Here is a 16,931-nt window from a genome sequence, read left to right as displayed (position 1 = left end):
GCGGATTTTTTCAACCATTCGTTCGTTGACTTTATTAATTAGGTTCGGACTAATTCTTTGGCGAAAATGAACTAATAGAGATGGGTCAAAGGGTAGCTCATTACTGTAGCTTGATTGACCAATAAAGTATTGTAGATAGGGGTTTTCACGGATCGGTTCTACTGTTTCCCGATCGCTAATTCCCAGTTTTTCTTTGATGATTAATGCTCCCAACGCCATCCTAAACGATTTGGCTGGTGCTCCCATTTCTGTGGGGAAATTTTGGGCATATTCTGATTCAAACTCTGACCACGGGATTAGTTGGGCCATTTTTACCCAACGGTTGTCTGGTGACAAGCTTCCTCCGAAGGGCAGTTCAAACTCGGATGGGGGTTTTGGGGCAAGCTCAACTTTTCGGTACACGATCGCAGGTGGTGATGCACGGGTTTTGACCTATTTTACCTGTTTATCTTGCACTTTACTCTCGATCGCGCGCTCGAATAACCTTTCGCCACGTCAAGTGCGATCGATTATTCAGCAAGCCCTAGTTATAAACTTTTCCACCGACTTACTTAAACCCGGATTTGGTATTAATTATTTTCCGGGCAATTGTGCTAACAGATTTGATACAAACGAAGGATTCTAAACTCAAATTCAATTAACTAGAAAGCCAACGCTTCAGCCATGTTTTGCTGGTTCTTGCTGCGCCTGCCAATTGCCTAAACACAGGTACACGGTCAAACCACGCATTAGCATGGATGTCACTACGGGAACTCCTTTGCCACCCCAGGTTTGGAGAAGCAATCAAGGTGACCACATCAGGATTTTGAGCTCGGAAAGTAGAATAAGCTCCGTCGAGGTGCATCGGGCCGCCGTCGGGATGTCCCGGAGGTCGCTGTTGCAGTTCTTCCAGAAACCGCAGGAGGCGATCGAAAATCCTGCCATTTACAGCGTAAAAATGAGTGGTCATCACGCCCTCAGAAAAGGGCACGAGGGCGACAGGAGACTTTTGTTCCACCTCTTCGACGTGTCCGAAGTAGACGAAATCCCAATCTTGCTGGCACAGTTGTTCGACGATAACAGCTTGGTCTGTTTTGAACTTTGCTGAAATTTCTAGGTCGTCTTCTACAATCAAAATATTGCTCAACCCCTTGTATTTTGCCTGCTTGAGGATAGCTACATGACTGGAAAAGCATCCCCTCGCCCCAATGCTGGGGAAACCTCCTGCTTCCTCGGGGCGGATTGCGGGAAATATCTCTACTTTATGGGGCAGGAGGGGCATTCCTGCTTCTTCTAATTCCTTGACTATGAGTTGGCGTCGGTCTTTCCTCTCAGGGAGATTTACCGCATAAACTGCCTGGAAATAGTCTGTAATTTTCGTCATAGTTTTATCTCGAATCCAAAAGTTAATGAATCTTCGGCTTGAGCGGCCTCAAATTTTATTTGAGGTCTGTGTCTGCCTTAAACTATTCTATTTTTAGCAAGCTGCATCTTCCATTTTCTTAAACTTACTTAAATTACCTCTACCGGATCTAGCATTAACAGTTTAATTAGCATTGGGATTGGATTCAGAATCAACGCATTTTCCCTTTTGAGTTGGGTTTAAGGCTAGGTTAGAGACTACTTGAGAAACGCCAGCTTGTTCTTGAATCCATCCGATTTCCCCCGGTTGCAGCTTGGCGCTTTCTACTTCAACTGTTGGCTTAACTGCCGGGGAAGGCGACGGAGTTGCCACAGCGGCCGATGGATTCAGTGCGGGTTTTGAAACTGTAGAAAAATCTTTATTTGGCTCGGGTTTGGGAGAGTTCGATCCCACTATTTCAGGAATCGAACAAACTTTCAATTCCAGCCAATTGCCTTGAGGCGTAAGCTGTTTGTTTGTCACCTGTAAAACGCTACCGGCTGGGACTGTTCCTTTGACAGTCAACTCACCGATTGCGGCTCGCAAATCCAAGCGATCGCCCTCTTTTTCCACTTCCCCAGCCCCAGAACTTTTAATCTCTATAAACGAGCCGATTTCTAAAGATTTGACCGGAGAAGGTACCGATTCAACAGCTTTTTCTGGCGTGCTTCCAGGATTAATTAAACCGCGTTTCCCAAAAATCGACTCCCCGGCAGTATCGATCGCCCGACCCACCGGAGGGATGAAAAAATAAGCAAATACACCTCCCAAGCCTAATAAAAATAAAATTTTCAGCAGCAGCGAAAATGGGCTTTTGCTTTTTTCCGGCTGTAACAACTGCGTTTTTCCTTCAGAATTCCCACCGCCAAAGGTTGTGATACCGGTCAAATCCGTTGGCATATCCTCGCTGTCGGAAATTAGTTCGATCGGCGTATCTAAAGGTGCCACAGAGAGTTCTGTCAAAGTATTGCCGTCTTCCCTCAAATGTGCTTGACAGTGAATTAAAGCAACAGTGACGTTATCGTGACCGTTTCTAGTATTAGCAATCTCAATCAGCCGATCGCGCGCCTTAGCCAAATTAATGCTACCGTCGAGAATTGGCAAAATCTCCGCTTCCCAACATTCCTCAACCCGGTCTTTATCACTCAAACCGTCGGAACACAGCAGCAAAACGCAGTCTTCATCCACCGGAAAACGCTGCACAGTCGGGTGCAGAGTGTTGGACGAAGTAATCCCCAAAGCTTGAATCAGAGCTCCGGCGGCCACTTGTTCCAAAGCATCCCGGTAGAGAGAGAAGCCCAAACGCACCTCGCGGCAAGCCACATTATCATCGAGAGTAACTTGATAGCAGCCGGTGCGGGTAATCCAGTAAGCGCGACTGTCTCCGACGTGGGCGACGTAGAGTTCGTGAATGTGGGCTAAACCCATAACTAGCGTAGTTCCCATCCGCTGGCGGCCTTGGCGGTGTTCGCTGTCGTTGCGACTGGCTATCTTGTCGTTAGCAGCACAAGCCGCCCGTTCCAGCTTGGAAGTCAGGCTCAACGGATCCCAATTAGCTTGATGTAGGGGCATTTGCTGCAACTTGTCGCGCAGCACACCAATTGCTTCTTCCGAAGCGACTTCGCCGCCGTCTTGTCCGCCGATACCGTCGCAGACGATCGCGCAAGCTTCCGCACCCGGGTTTCCGGAGAACAGCGTACCGCTGGGCGGATAGCAAGCATCTTCGTTGTGAGCCCGGGATCTGCCTACATCGGTGCCCGTGGCAATTTCAACGTGACGATCGTAAAATCGGCCGCACTTTGCCAGAGCTTTATCCAACTGGCTCATCAGTTGTTCGCCGTGGCGCACTTGACCGGCAACCATTTGCTGGCAAAGTTGCCTCAAAAAATTGGCAATAGCCGGGTGAGCATCTTCGAGCCACTGCTGCCACAATTTACCCAACTGCGACAAATGAGGCGGTTTGCGATCGGGCTGCAATTCCAGAAACCGCACCAATTGCCCTTCCACCCGCAGCAGTTCCGGAGTCAGCAGCGTCGAAGCCACGCCCTGAGCGATACACGGCTGCCACAACTGAGCCATTTGCCACAGCCAATTGAGCTGGCGCATCGCTGCGGCTCCTTTCCAGGATTCCGCCAATTCCGGCATTAAAGATTCCGTCACCTTCAAAATAGGCCCGTTTTCCAGCAGCCAGATATCTCCCGAGAGCTTGCTCATCTTGGACGATACCAGGCCGTATACTTGAGGTACGTGCAACTGATAGGCAAACAGTCTCAGATAAGGAGTGACAACACTCGGAATCTCTTCGGGCAGTTCCGGCAAGTGTTCGGGTTGAGTATCGACAAGAAGTCGATCGCGCTTGACCAAGTAGCGACCAGCGATCAGATCGCCTGGCTTACACCCTTTGATCCCTTCACCTAAAGCCCATAAGTAGTGTTTTGCCACAGAGTTTTGCATAAGGGTTCCTGACGCCTTTGGGCAAGCGTGCTGATCTGAACTATTTTAGCGATTGAACCTCGACGGGTTGATACGTGGCGATTATTTGACACCCCCGCTTTCTCAACAGACGGAGATTCTTAAGACTTCGCAGTCCTAATATCCTGATTTTTCAGGTTCCCGGGCTCACCACGTTTCCACTGTTGTGTGCGTAGTGATATCTCCTGACAATGTTTTAGGCGTGACTTTCCCCCTGTCCAGGGGTAGGTTTTAATGTCTTGTACTGACACAAATAGTCTACCATTTTGTTAACCCGCCGATGAATTTTGCTAGGAGCTTTCAGAGTTAGACGATCGCGCGAGGCCCAAGTCCTCGGCTTGAAATCACGCTGTTTTCAGCATATTCCTGATAGTGGCCATTTCCGAAGAAATCGCAGCACTCAAGGGAATTGAAATTTTAGACTAACTATAATGGTATGATGCAGCTACGTAGAAATCACCTGAGCCGACAGGTATAAATAAATATCAATTCTCGGTTTTCTCGCCAAGGGTGTTCATTACCTCGTTCCCGAGTTTCCCAAGTAAAGTTAAATTTAACCTGACCCAAAGACGGATAAAAGCCCCCAGATTCATCTGTGGAATCCATCTCAAGTATAAAATTTACAATCTCACATCTTACATCTACTGACCGATGCCAGCCCGCGACAGTAGTCGTGGAGAGCAAAAAAAATTAGATATTAGTTCAAGCCCCCAGATTCATCTGTGGAATCAATCTAAAATCTAAAATCTAAAATCTAAAATCGACTGACCGGCCTCTGCAAGCTGTTGAGTATTTAACCATGCCCCCACATGAACCCAGCGCCTTTCCCAAGAATTTGCCCGATCCGAAGCTACTGCCTGCAGTTGAAATAGACGAAATACTCACTAGCATTCAACATTCTCACAGTTATTATTACAAAGTGATGAATCTTGAGGTTTGGGCGCTGGTGGAAACCTTGGATGGGATGTTTCCCGGCGCTTGGGGTCAGTTTATGACCAACCGCCAAGTTGCAGTTAAACAGTTTTTGGAACGCGATCGCCATCCTACTAATTGTCGAGTTGAAGCAGGGGAGGCGGGGGAGAAGTCCGATCGAAGTCGGAAGAAGGAAGAAGCCGGGAGTCAGGAGTCAGGAGTCAGAAACAAGCAGGAAGAAGAATAAAAGCAGATTTTCCCACTTCTCCCCATCTGGGCCTTTCCTTTGTATAGAAGTCTAGATCCCCCTCAATCCCAGGGCTGTTTCATTCTCACTAAAAACATGAATTTTGTAGGGGTAGTGCCCCCGTGCCTACCCCCGACCGAGACGATTCGATCGGCAGTCAGACCAAAAGGGCCGGCACGGGGGCACGGCCCCTACAAGAAAATGAAACCGCCCTGCCGTACTCCCCTGATTAAGAGCAGTAGGAGCGATCGAAACTCAGCTACAAGCGAGATTTATTAGGGGTTTCAATCTTAAGTTGACACAAATGCCGATCGCCCGATCGTGCTTACAGGTGAATTTTCGCATCAACTTGAGGTAATCCCATGCTGTAGTTGACAGCGCGACCGTTGAGATTGTAGCTGATTTGGCCTTTTTGGAGGAGCGATCGCACCAAGTGTTCCAAGTCCGAACCTATACGGCGGAGGTTGTACTCGGTCAAATCTTGGCCCTCGTATGCGTCTACGAGTTGGTCGAATTTGGCCTGTACCTGTTTGACTGACTCGTCATCCCAGTTAAGTTCGTTATCTGGGTCAATGTCGAGCGTCAAAAGGTCATTGCTGGGGACGAGTTCGTTGTCTTCGAGGATGGCGGTGTATATGCGAATATGGCGGGTTGTTGACTTGAGCTGCATGAGTTCTTATGTGTAAAGATTTTTTGCTGAATTAATTGTAAGGGGTCAAAGACCGTTGCAGGAGAGTCGGTCGCCTGTTGTGCGATCGATCGGGATATCTCACTCCCCCTCCGACTTCAAGGCAAAGACTTGGAATCGGTAGTTTTGAGACCTACTTAATTCAAGACTAAAAACGAAAGCTTTCGTAAAGTATAATAGTTCAGAATTGGCATAGGAGGACAAGGTGGAAGGCAAGAGATTTATTCACTCCCTGCAACTGCAAAATTTCCTTTCCTATGGAAGTGAGGGGGAAAAAATTGAACTGCAACCCCTGAATGTATTGATCGGTACTAACGCATCCGGCAAATCTAACTTCATTGAAGCGATGGGAGTGTTGAAGGCAACACCTACAGACTTACTTGCTCCGATTCGTCAAGGAGGTGGTATCAGCGATTTTCTGTGGAAAGGTGAAAAAGGTACTCCCACAGCAAAAATTGAGGCTATTTTAAATTACCCAGAACGAACGATGCCACTGCGCTATCAGATTAGTTTTACCGAAGTCGGCCAGAGACTTGAAGTAGTGGACGAAGCTATAGAAGATATGGCACCGCGCCATAGTTCTGAAAGCCAGCCATTTTTCTATTACCGTTATAGCGATCGGGGTCGCCCTGTTATCAATGTTATAGAGGACAACGAGCAGCAAACAAGAAAGCTGCGGAATCTGCGGCGAGAAGATATCATTCCCGCTCAATCTATCTTATCTCAAAGAAAAGATCCAGAACTATATCCAGAACTATCATATCTGGGAAATAAATTCGCAGACATTGGTTTATATCGTAACTGGCAGACAGGGAGAGATTCAGTATCTAGAAAGGCTCAGCAAACTGACTTGCCAGAACATCCCCTTCTAGAAGATGGTGACAACTTAGGACTGGTTTTAAATAACTTACAGTTACAATTAGGAAGTAGGCAGATTATTGAAAAATTACAATTGTTCTACGATGCAGCCGAAGAACTGAATATCAAGATTTATGGCGGTACTGTGCAGATATTTATCCGCGAAACAGGATTAAATAATCAGCCAATTCCCGCAACTCGTTTATCAGACGGTACGCTGCGTTATTTATTCTTAATAGCTTTACTTCTAGATCCAACTCCCCCGCCACTTATTTGTATTGAAGAACCGGAGATTGGCTTGCATCCCGACATTCTGCCTGCTGTTGCTGAAATGTTGATCGAAGCCTCACAGCGCACACAATTGATTGTGACAACTCATTCTGATGCTTTAGTGTCGGCTCTGAGTCCTGAGTCAGTGTTAATATGCGATCGGGATGATAGAGGAAGTCACCTGAGCCGTCTCGATCTCGAACGACTGAAAAAATGGCTTGAGAATTACAGTTTGGGAGACCTTTGGCGGATGGGAGAAATCGGGGGCAACCGATGGTAAAAGAGGTTCGCATTTACATCGAAGGTGGCGGCGAGGGCAAGAATACAAAGCAATTGCTCCGAGGAGGATTTAGCTTTTTTTTCAAAGAACTTGTGGATGTTGCCCGTAGCAATAAAATCAAGTGGAATATCACTGTTTGCGGTTCCCGGAATAATGCTTTCAGGGATTTCAAGAATGCTTTAGCCGATCACCCAAATGCTTTTATCATCCTTTTAGTGGACTCAGAAGCACCTGTAAAGCTAAAGCAGCGGCCTTGGGAGCATTTGAAGTCGAGGGATAACTGGGATTCGCCTGCTGGGGTTGATGAGACTCATTGCTATCTCATGGTTCAAGCGATGGAAGCTTGGTTGATGGCTGATATTGATACTTTAAAAAGATTTTACGGGCAGGGATTTAAAGAAAATGTGATTCCTAAAAATATTAATGTGGAGACGATTGAAAAGGATTCGTTAGAACGAAGTCTGAAAGCAGCTAGCCGCGACACAAAATCGAAAGGCGAATATCAAAAGATACAGCACGCTTCCAAGCTGTTAGAGATGTTGAATGTTGACAAGGTTCGTAAGGCTTCTTCAGAGTGCGATCGTATTTTTACCACTCTCACCGAACTCATGGAACAAGCAAAATGAACAAGTATATTTAAGTAATAAAAGGACTGAAGTCCTGACTACAAACAGGTTGGTAGTCAGGACTTCAGTCCTTCCATTTCTAAGGACTCAATTCGTTACTACAAACATTAATCTATTTGTGAATTGTGCCATCTGGCATAATTGCGCCTGTGAGTGTTGCATTGTCCATATTTGCTCCAACCAGTTTAGCTTCCTTGAGGTTAGTTTTCTCTAAGTTTGCAGAGCTCAAATCTGCCCCGCACAAGTTGGCAGAAGTTAAGTCGGCTTTACTCAAGTTTGCTCCATATAGGTTAGCCCCAGAGAGATTGAACCCACTCAAGTTTTGCCCACTCAGATTAGCGGTTCGTAAGTTTAGCCCAATCAAATTTACCCCTGTGAGATTAGCATCTCTCAAGTTGGCTCCACTCAAATTCGCCCCACTTAACTTAACACCACTCAAATTCATGCCACTAAGGTTAACGCCACTAAGGTTAACTCTTGTCAAACTTACCCCTGTTAAGTTTACGCCACGGAGGTTTGCATGACTTAGGTTGACTTGAGTTACCTTCGATTGACTTAAATCGGCTCCTGTCAGGTTAGAACTAGCTAGACTTGCCTGAGTTAAGTTAGCTCTACTGAGGTTTGCTGTAGTCAGGTTTGCGCTATCTAACTTTGCTTCGCTTAAGTTGGCTTGACTCAAATTTGCCTGAATTAGTCTTGCACAATACAAGATTGCCTTAGTTAAGTTAGCCCCACTGAAGTTAACTTCAATCAAATCTGCACTGTGCAAGTTTGTTGAATTCAAATTTGCGCCTTGCAAGTTAGCTCCAATTAAATTCACCCTAGTTAAGTTGGCATTTGCTAGATTGGCATTGCTCAGGTTTGCTTGAGTTAGACTGACATTAGAGTCGAGAGTTTTGCCACTTAAATCCACTCCCGCTAGGTTAATCCCTGTAAAGTCGCGTTCTCCGTCTTCATACCGTTTCCAAAATTCCTCAGCACTAATAGCTGGTTCCAGATTTTCTAGTGCAGAGTCATCTATTTTGACCTCTTCTTCAGATTGCACAGTATCCGCATTTACAGGAGTAGCAGCCGGCTGTTCTACCGCTTCGCTAGATACGGGAATCGGTGTCTCCTCGATCGCCTCTTCCCGCAATAGCTTGTCCACCCGCTCGCTAAACCGCCTCACAACCTCAGCATCATCAACCTTCTCACCAGCATTCGAGCTTTTCTCAACCGCATTTTCAACATAATACTTGTCTACAAAACTTTGCAGCCCAGCATTATATCCCTGTCCTACGGCCTGAAACCTCCATTCGCCATTCTTCTTATACAACCGTCCAAATTCTAAAGCGGTTTCTTGCGAAAATATCTGATTTAAATTGTACCGAACCACTTCGCTAAGAGTCTCTGAATTGTAAAGCCGGATAAAAGCATTTTCAACTTGACTAAAACTTTGATTTTTTTCCTTTCCGTCGTGAATAGTCACAACAAACACTATTTCCTGAATCGCCGCATTGATTTTGCTCAAATCCAGATAAACCGTCTCATCATCTCCCTCAATTTGTCCATTCCTGCTGTCTCCCGAATGTCGCACCGAACCGTCCGGCGAGGTCAGATTGTTGTAAAATACAAAATACTTTTCATCGGGAATGCGACCGTCCGCCGCTAACATAAAAACAGATGCGTCAATGTCGCAGTTTAGTGCTGTCTGGCTGACTTGCCAACCCAGGGCGATCGCAATTTTACTGAAATCAGGAGTTTCTTTAGAAAGATTGAATCTTTCACCCTTAGTTAATTCGATGCTCATGTGCGATAATTTCCTTACCTGAGAAATGGTATTAATTATCTTATCTATGTTAACCCGATCGCAAATTGGATTTTATCTCGAAGACATCGAAACCCCAATTGGCAGAACCGTCAATTTAACTCTTACCGGACTCATTCTTTTATCTTCCGCCAGCTTCATCGCCGAAACTTACCCGCTTTCGGGGCCTGTTAGAATTAATTTCCAAACTCTCGATACTGTGCTTTTAATCGTTTTTGTAGTTGAGTATTTATTGCGGCTGTGGTGTGCAGAAAATCGAGTTAAATTTATTTTTAGTTTTTTTTCAATTATTGATTTGCTGGCAATATTACCATTTTTGCTGGGATTTGTCAACGTTAGTTTTATCCGAATTTTTCGCTGGTTTAGAATTCTCCGACTCATCCGTTTTCTGGAATTAAAAATTTCTATTTTCCGCATCAGCAGCGAAGATGGGGTGATTTTTGCTCGGATTTTGTTTACTTTACTGGCAATAATTTTTGTTTATTCTGGTTTGATTTATCAAGTGGAACATCCGGCAAATCCCGAAAGTTTTGGGACTTTTTTGGATGCGGTTTATTTCTCGGTTGTCACGATGACCACGGTGGGATTTGGCGATGTTACTCCGATTTCGGAATCCGGCCGTTTTCTGACTATTTTGATGATTTTGACGGGAATTGCTCTGATTCCTTGGCAATTGGGAGATTTGATTAAACAATTAGTTAAAAGTGCTAATCAAGTAGAAAATTTTTGTAGAAGTTGCGGTTGGTCTGTACACGATGCTAATGCCAAATATTGTAAAATGTGCGGCAGTCAGTTAGATAATGGTTGACTGTTGACTGTTACAGCAGTTTTCAGTTGAGTGCAGTACAGATAACAGGTAGGGAGACGGAATTGCCGTGTCCTATACTTCATAAATCAGGAATACACTGTAACTTCTTCCCTCTTCCGACTTCCATCGGACTGACATCCGTTACATCCGTTACATCCGTTACAGAATCCGTTGCCGAACTTCCTTCTTCCTGATATCGGTTACATCCGTTACATCCGTTACATCCGTTACAGAATCCGTTGCCGAACTTCCTTCTTCCTTCTTTAAGCCAAGGGTAACAAAATTTCAAATTCAGTGCCGCTGCCTAATTCCGATCGCATTCTGAATGCACCGCCGTGTTTGCCCGTCACTATTTGATAGCTAACTGCTAAACTGGTTTCTTTGAGGGCGCGTTTTTCCGTAGAGAATGATTCTATGATTTTTTTGTACTTGCTAGGTGACATTCCTGGCCCGTTATCTGCTATGCAAATCGAAACCCAGCGAACATGAAGTTTATCTAAATCCGGCGCAGGTTCGGGACAGCAGACTTGAGTTGTGATTTCAATTTTAGGCTGGCGAGTGGCATCTCTGAGTCCTCCACCTTTGAACTCTTTCGCCAATTCTTGACCGACTGCTTCATTAATTAATGTATGAATAGCATTGGTCAAGATATTCATAAATACTTGGTTTAGTTGGCCTGCATAGCAGGGCACTGGCGGCAGGTAGCCGTAGTTTTTCACTACTTTAATTTCCCTGGTCAAACGACTTTTGAGCAGCAAAAGAATGCTGTCTAGGTTGGCGTGCAAGTCGGTCGGTTTGGGATAAATATCGTCGATGTGGCAGAAGTTTTGCAAACTGGTTGCCAACTTGCTCAAACGTTCGGCTCCCGATTTGATGCTGGCAACAGTTCGGAGGAAATCGTTTTGCAAAAAGTCATAGTCGATCTCTTCCTTGAGCTGTGCTATTTCCGGCGGGGGGTCGGTACAGTATGCGTCGTAAACTGAGAGCAACTCCATCAAGTTTTTGCTGTAGTCGCTTACGTAGGTTAAATTCCCCCAGATAAAGCCCACCGGATCTAAAATTTCGTGGGCTACTCCGTTGACTAAACGCCCTAAACTCGCCATTTTTTCGCTTTGAATCATTTGAGTTTGGGCTCTTTCGTAGCGGACTTGAGTTTCTATGCCGCGAATTTGCCAGTAGGCGATGTTTAGCGCGTGAGGGTCTAAGAGCCGGTAAGATTGAGAGTCTATTTGGACGACGATCGGTTCTGACTGCAATTCGGGCGATCGACGCAGAGCTTGTGGAGCGGCTGCCAAAATGGTTGTACTCTCTGGAACCAATAATATTTCGAGGCGAGCGTAACTGTAGAGAACTTTTAGCGGCAGGTGCAAAAATAGCTCGGGGCCTTGGGGTTTGAGCAAATATTCCAGCAGTTGCCTGCGAGATATCATGCCAGCAAACTCTCCTGCTTCCATCAACACGACTCCCGGCACTAGGGGATGCTGTTCAAACATTTCGGCAACTGCCACAGCCAAGCAGCTCGATTTAACCTGAAAGTCATACAGGGGCAAATCCCAGAGCGTAGACTCTAGGGAAAGGTCTTGATGGCTGCCTTCGGAGACTGAAGGGCCAATGAGTTTGGAACTGAATTTATTTGCCACTGGAACTTTTAGTTGCCGAAACGCTGGGAAAGTGAAATGAGAACCTACTACTAAGCTACCCTATCATTTCACCGCAGGAGCGAACAACCGAGAATATTCTTGAGTTAATCATGTTGTGCCAACTATAGGCAGGAGAATTTCAAATTCAGTGTTCTTACCTGGTTGCGATCGTAAATTGAGTTGGCCGCCGTGCTTTTCTGTGACGATTTGATTGCAGATAGCTAGCCCCATACCGCTGCCTTTGCCTGCTGGTTTAGTGGTAAAAAAGGTGTCAAATATCTGCTGGTGATTTTCTGGAGGAATGCCGGGCCCGTTATCGGCAATGCAAATTGCCACCCGCTTGCCGTGTTCGGTTTCTATCACTTTAGTGGTAATTTCGATTTGGGGCTGCCAGTTGTCCGGGCACGGGGTGTGTATTTCTCGATCGGCTGCGTACTCTGTCAGGGCGTCTAGAGCATTAACTAACAAATTCAAAAACACCTGACTCAACTGACCGGAGTAGCCGCTAACTAGCGGCAGTTCGCCGTAATTTTTAACCACTTCTATGCTGTTTTTAAAGCGGTTTTTCAGAATTAACAGCGTCATCTCCACGCATTCGTGAATGTCTGTCTCCACTGGTTTTGTCTCGTCCATGTGAGAGAAGTGGTGCAGCCCGTTAACTATTTTTAGCAGTTGCGAGGCTCCCAACTCCATCCCTTCTAAGGTGATCGGCAAATCTTCTTGTAAAAAATCAAATTCAATTTCTTTTTTAAGAGCCTCAATTCGGGGACACGGTGCCGAATATTCTTCTTCATAAACCGACATGAGCTGAAGCAAGTGTTCAAAATACGACAGCAGAAAAGTTAAATTTCCCCAAATACAGTTCAGCGGATTTCTGATTTCGTGGGCTACTTCTGCTACAATTCTCCCCAAACTAGCCATTTTTTCTGTTTGGATGAGTTTGGCTTGGGTTTGTTTGTGGAGTAACTTATTTGTTAATTGGTGAATTCTTGATTGAGCGACCATTAATTGGTGTACGTCTAACAGCTTGTAGGTCTGAGGTGCTATTTCCACTACTACGGGTTCGTAAATTAATTCTCCTGACCTGTAAAGCGATTCCTGGGCAGCTTCTACTATTAATTTACTGCCGGGAAGTACCAGCGGAGCTGGCTTGGAAAACTTGTATAATACCTCTATTGGTCGCTTGAAAAACATTTCTAATCCGTAGCGGCGGTTAATTTTTTCAAAAAAGAGACGCCTGGATATTATGCCGACAAAATTACCCCCCTCTGTCAAAATGACGCCGGGAAGCATGGAATTTTGTTCAAAAGCCTGGGCTACTTCTTTTGCCTGTTGAGTTAATTCAATTTGGCAGTGGTAGAGGGGCAGGTCTAGGAGAGTTGATTCTAAGGAGATGTTCCAAGTACAAATTTCAGGTATATGCAACACTGATAACTCCGAGCTAGTCTCACGCACAGCAAACATAGATGAAACCCCTGTTAAAATTGTATTCATTAACAACTTAAGTTGCTATTAATTGGTAACGGGTAATTGGTAGCGGGTAGTTGCTAATTTGTGAAATTTCAACAGCACCCGATGGGAAAACCCGATCGCAGTAGCATTGTCTGCTAAAGATTTTGTTTCTAAGTCAATATTAAACGATCGAAGCTTTTGTGGAACTTACGGAGCACGCGCTGTAAACTTTTTACCATGATATACCTGCGATCGCCTGTTTTCCGAAAATTTTTAATATTTATAACTAATTATTGTGATAAATTATACCATCTTTCTAGTGATAGAAGGGAATTGGAGAACCGCGAGCGCGTTATCAGTGAATATACGGCCATCCTTCGAGGGTTGGAGGGTCCGGATTAGCCGTCGTCCAAGGGGCTTGAGGCTCCAACGGTACCGTCAAGACTGGGGTCCAGGTAACAATCTGCAGATTCTACAGCAGAAAGAAGTTCGGCAACGGATTCGCTTTCTTCGGATGTAACCGAATGTAACGGATGGGAGGCTTTAGTTATCGTCGCGAGAGAAGGAACAAGCAATGTTCCGCAAGGGTTTGTGCAATTAAGAACCTTCTCACCGTATTGGCGGTTGCTATACCACTCAAAAGAAATGCAACTTTAGGCAACTTCCAACCTCGATGGTAGTCAGTTTTTTGCAATCTGCCACCTCCCATCTGCCATCTCAAATCGTCTTAGGGTTCCACCTCCGGCCAGAGGCGTTCTAGCTGATACCGCCAAGCCGCGAGGGTATTTTCGCGAGACTCTCGCCCTAGTTCCATTTCACCCATCAATCCTTCTGCGTAGAAACGGTCTAAAGTCTGAAGGGTAGTTTCCACAGACTGTCCCTGCATCTTCGCACCTTTGATGATTTGACGGATGCGGCTTTCTATTAAACCGCCGAAAAAGTCGGACAAACCTCGCTCTTGCAAAGCCAGCACTCTGGCGACGGCGGCCGAGAAATCTGCGGCCGCGAGTGTGGCACAACTGTGCTGAAATACTCCCCACACAACGTTTTGATGTAAGGCGTAGCGAGTTTCCAGGGTGGTGTCAAAGTTAGCTTCTAGGAGTTTATCAAAAAATGGTTGAGCTTCCTGGGCATCGGCGATCGGCAGCAAAATCCGCAGCCAAGTCCCGTCTTCTGAAAGGAGGACTAACAGGCGAAAATTGGGGGTTTCTACTTGCCAAGAAGTGGCAGCAGGCATCTCAACACTGTCACCAAATAAGTCTTTAAGGGTATTGCTAATTTCTTCGGGAGTCATGCGAATTTTAGATTTTAGGTTTGAGGTTTTAGATGTGAAATTGCAGGCTGGTGAGTTGGTTTCAAAAGTTTGTAATACTTACCAGTATGGCTTAGTATCAACTCAATTTCAAATCTCAAATCTCAAATCTCAAATCAATTTAGTAAAAGTAGGGTGTACACCGCGCACATTTCAACGCTTGGTGTTTATGGGCGCACCTTACCCTATTGATATTTACCAATATCGGTCAATCTAAAATCTAAAATCTAAAATCTAAAATCGATTTAGGGAAGCCAGCGGGGGTGATAGCCGGCAAGGGGAAGTTCTTCTGGCTGTAGTTTTGCGGGAGAACCGTCTGCGGGTATGTCTCCTAAGGGTAGCAGCCAGAGGCGGCTGGTGGCGATCGACTGTCCGCCCGAGTTGCGGGGACGGTCTGCTGCTGAGGGAGTTGCTGCTGTGACTGATTGGTCGAAAATTAATGCCAGCCCGTCGGGAGATAAACTGATTTGGGTATCTAATTGGTTGGGCAAAATCAGCAGCGGTTTGATGGTTCCTACCAAACGAGTACCCTCTTTTTTGAGGTCGATGGTGGCGAGGAAAGGCTGTTCTTTGTAGCTTTCTGTTTTGAGGCGTTGGGCTAACAAACAGTAAAGACGCTGAACTTGGTTGTCTTGGTTTTTGCGGGGGTCGAAATAAACGGCCATAATGCTGCCGGGAATACGCAATATTTCTTGTTCTACACCTTGGTTATCTAAGATGAAAAGCGATCGAGTAAAGTCGCTGTTGTATTTAACATAGGCGGCGGCAGAGTTGTCGCGGGCCATCCCCAATACTTGTTCGTATTTTGGCAAAAATTCTACTGGGTCTGCTTCCGGTTTGAGGGGGACGATCGCTAATCCTTGTTTTTGAGATATTACCATCGATTTGCTGTCGGGGCGAATCATAAAATCTCCGCCTTGTTCGTTTTCCAATGGTCTGGGCGCCTGTTTTTCTTCCAAAATCCAAGGACTGAAATCGCCGGGATTGCTGCGGTTGACGCGCTGGACAACTATGATTTTTCCGTCGGCTGAGAGGTCGAATTTGAGGTTTTGGTAATCTTTGGAGTCTAAGATTTTGTCGATTCTACCGGCTGGGTATTTTTGTTGAGTTCCTGATCCCGATTGGGGGTTGAGGCCGGTGGTGACTGTGAATAGTTCTTGATTTAGAGTGCCGCGAGTACGGGCGATTGATCGATCTGTGGCGGAGAATAAAATGCGATCGCTGTCGGGATACGGTTTAAAATCGGTAACGACTAAATCTTTGGGAGTCAGCGCTATCGGTTTCGATTCGCTGCTGGTGAGATTGACTAGCATTAATCTGCTTTCTGTTTCGCCTTGGACACCGATGTAAGCAAAAGCTCGATCGCGGCTGCGAAAGGAACTGCTAAACGGTTGCATTGGCGTTCCTTTTTTTTGGTTGTTTTCTCCGAAATACTTGTCGGTTGCTCCGGCGAGTTTGACTGTGTAGGTAACGCCGTAGGGTGCTGGATCTTTGAGAGTGTAAGCCATGCGCCTTCCCGCCCAACTAAATTTACCGGGGAGGGGGGGTTCTAGCTTTAAGTTTTCCTCGACGGTGGAGTGGTTCATCGGCCGAAAGAATGTGAGGATAAAGCCGGTATCTTCGGCGCCGATTTGTTTGTTTTCCCAGGTAAATTCTCGCACTCTGGGTGCTGTGCGATCGCCGCTCAGCAGCAGCAGTCCGATTAAGACGCTCAGCACTAGCATGAGGAAGATGGCCGTGCGGTCGATCGGCTGTTTGAATGGCAGATTAGCGAAGGGTGAAGGATGAATTTTTTTCTTAAAAATACTCACAAATCTTTCTCTCCTACTTTCTGCTGAAAATTAACTGCCAAATTTTCCCTCTTAAATTTTACTGCCTTGGGCGTACTCCCGACCCTCTGAAACGGTTTTTTTTTACCAGCGAAAACGAATGCAGCGAAGTATCTTGGTAAAAAACTCGGTTTCTAAAAGTGTTGGTGTCTCCAAGACTGAATTAAACTCACAACCTTAAATCCGTGGAGTATGCGGCACTTCTAACAGTATCAACCGAGTGGAGATGTGAAATTATAGATTTTACCTTTTAAGATGCCTCAGAGCTAAAAATTGCTCGATCGAGAGAGGCTTTGAGGAAAGTAGAGCACCCTACCATTGTGCCAGTTGTGTCCAACACTGTTTGAGA

13 protein-coding genes are annotated in these 16,931 nt (G+C 45.7%); 4 read left to right on the top strand and 9 right to left on the bottom strand.

Annotation, left to right across the window (positions count from 1 at the left end; genetic code table 11):
• From QUB14_RS08620 to QUB14_RS08610, 3 genes are all read right to left on the bottom strand, one after another.
• The coding region (locus QUB14_RS08620) for a transposase (protein WP_333297150.1) at positions 1-402 on the bottom strand (402 nt) is incomplete at its 3' end.
• Between the two features lie 235 nt (positions 403-637).
• Entirely contained in the window at positions 638-1,363 is a 726-nt protein-coding gene (locus tag QUB14_RS08615) for a glycosyltransferase family 25 protein (RefSeq protein ID WP_333216107.1), read from the bottom strand.
• A 162-nt stretch (positions 1,364-1,525) separates the two neighbouring features.
• The gene (locus tag QUB14_RS08610) at positions 1,526-3,835 is read right to left on the bottom strand and encodes a protein phosphatase 2C domain-containing protein (RefSeq protein ID WP_333216109.1); all 2,310 of its coding nucleotides are present in this window, start codon (positions 3,833-3,835) and stop codon (positions 1,526-1,528) included.
• Positions 3,836-4,652: 817 nt separating this feature from the next.
• Here QUB14_RS08610 and QUB14_RS08605 point away from each other — a divergent pair.
• On the top strand, positions 4,653-5,012 hold the full coding sequence (locus QUB14_RS08605) for a hypothetical protein (protein WP_333216111.1): 360 nt from the start codon (positions 4,653-4,655) through the stop codon (positions 5,010-5,012).
• A 325-nt stretch (positions 5,013-5,337) separates the two neighbouring features.
• On the opposite strand, the gene QUB14_RS08600 is transcribed toward QUB14_RS08605, so the two are convergent.
• Positions 5,338-5,682 (bottom strand): NAD(P)H-quinone oxidoreductase subunit M, encoded by a 345-nt coding sequence (locus QUB14_RS08600; RefSeq protein WP_190660933.1) that lies wholly within the window; start codon positions 5,680-5,682, stop codon positions 5,338-5,340.
• A 223-nt stretch (positions 5,683-5,905) separates the two neighbouring features.
• On the opposite strand from QUB14_RS08600, the gene QUB14_RS08595 reads away from it, so the two are divergent.
• Positions 5,906-7,108 (top strand): AAA family ATPase, encoded by a 1,203-nt coding sequence (locus QUB14_RS08595; protein WP_333216114.1) that lies wholly within the window; start codon positions 5,906-5,908, stop codon positions 7,106-7,108.
• A complete protein-coding gene (locus QUB14_RS08590; RefSeq protein ID WP_333216115.1) occupies positions 7,102-7,734 on the top strand; it encodes a DUF4276 family protein in 633 nt (210 codons plus the stop codon). The genes QUB14_RS08595 and QUB14_RS08590 overlap by 7 nt, the downstream gene beginning before the upstream one ends.
• Before the next feature lie 112 nt (positions 7,735-7,846).
• On the opposite strand, the gene QUB14_RS08585 is transcribed toward QUB14_RS08590, so the two are convergent.
• A complete protein-coding gene (locus QUB14_RS08585; RefSeq protein WP_333216117.1) occupies positions 7,847-9,523 on the bottom strand; it encodes a TerD family protein in 1,677 nt (558 codons plus the stop codon).
• 25 nt (positions 9,524-9,548) lie between these two features.
• Between QUB14_RS08585 and QUB14_RS08580 the strand changes: the two genes are divergently transcribed.
• On the top strand, positions 9,549-10,349 hold the full coding sequence (locus QUB14_RS08580) for an ion transporter (protein ID WP_333216119.1): 801 nt from the start codon (positions 9,549-9,551) through the stop codon (positions 10,347-10,349).
• A 263-nt stretch (positions 10,350-10,612) separates the two neighbouring features.
• On the opposite strand, the gene QUB14_RS08575 is transcribed toward QUB14_RS08580, so the two are convergent.
• The 4 genes from QUB14_RS08575 to QUB14_RS08560 all read right to left on the bottom strand — a co-directional run bounded on the left by QUB14_RS08575 (position 10,613) and on the right by QUB14_RS08560 (position 16,564).
• Positions 10,613-11,989, bottom strand: coding sequence for an ATP-binding protein (locus tag QUB14_RS08575; protein WP_333216123.1), 1,377 nt, complete (start codon positions 11,987-11,989; stop codon positions 10,613-10,615).
• Between the two features lie 108 nt (positions 11,990-12,097).
• Positions 12,098-13,453, bottom strand: a complete 1,356-nt coding sequence (locus QUB14_RS08570; protein ID WP_333297148.1) for an ATP-binding protein — start codon at positions 13,451-13,453, stop codon at positions 12,098-12,100.
• A gap of 715 nt (positions 13,454-14,168) precedes the next feature.
• Positions 14,169-14,735 (bottom strand): hypothetical protein, encoded by a 567-nt coding sequence (locus QUB14_RS08565; RefSeq protein WP_190735262.1) that lies wholly within the window; start codon positions 14,733-14,735, stop codon positions 14,169-14,171.
• A 263-nt stretch (positions 14,736-14,998) separates the two neighbouring features.
• Positions 14,999-16,564, bottom strand: coding sequence for a hypothetical protein (locus QUB14_RS08560; protein ID WP_333216128.1), 1,566 nt, complete (start codon positions 16,562-16,564; stop codon positions 14,999-15,001).
• Positions 16,565-16,931: the final 367 nt, after the last annotated feature.

It is taken from the genome of Microcoleus sp. B3-D2, from assembly GCF_036705345.1.
GTDB lineage: Bacteria > Cyanobacteriota > Cyanobacteriia > Cyanobacteriales > Microcoleaceae > Microcoleus.
The sequence above is the reverse complement of the archived record's forward strand: the minus strand, read 5'-3'. Positions and strand labels throughout refer to the sequence as shown.

Bases quoted from the DNA above. Each gene is read 5' to 3' on its own strand.
- QUB14_RS08615 (WP_333216107.1), bottom strand. From the start codon at position 1,363: ATGACGAAAATTACAGACTATTTCCAGGCAGTTTATGCGGTAAATCTC.
- QUB14_RS08610 (WP_333216109.1), bottom strand. From the start codon at position 3,835: ATGCAAAACTCTGTGGCAAAACACTACTTATGGGCTTTAGGTGAAGGG.
- QUB14_RS08605 (WP_333216111.1), top strand. From the start codon at position 4,653: ATGCCCCCACATGAACCCAGCGCCTTTCCCAAGAATTTGCCCGATCCG.
- QUB14_RS08600 (WP_190660933.1), bottom strand. From the start codon at position 5,682: ATGCAGCTCAAGTCAACAACCCGCCATATTCGCATATACACCGCCATC.
- QUB14_RS08590 (WP_333216115.1), top strand. From the start codon at position 7,102: ATGGTAAAAGAGGTTCGCATTTACATCGAAGGTGGCGGCGAGGGCAAG.
- QUB14_RS08585 (WP_333216117.1), bottom strand. From the start codon at position 9,523: ATGAGCATCGAATTAACTAAGGGTGAAAGATTCAATCTTTCTAAAGAA.
- QUB14_RS08580 (WP_333216119.1), top strand. From the start codon at position 9,549: ATGGTATTAATTATCTTATCTATGTTAACCCGATCGCAAATTGGATTT.
- QUB14_RS08570 (WP_333297148.1), bottom strand. From the start codon at position 13,453: ATGTTTGCTGTGCGTGAGACTAGCTCGGAGTTATCAGTGTTGCATATA.
- QUB14_RS08565 (WP_190735262.1), bottom strand. From the start codon at position 14,735: ATGACTCCCGAAGAAATTAGCAATACCCTTAAAGACTTATTTGGTGAC.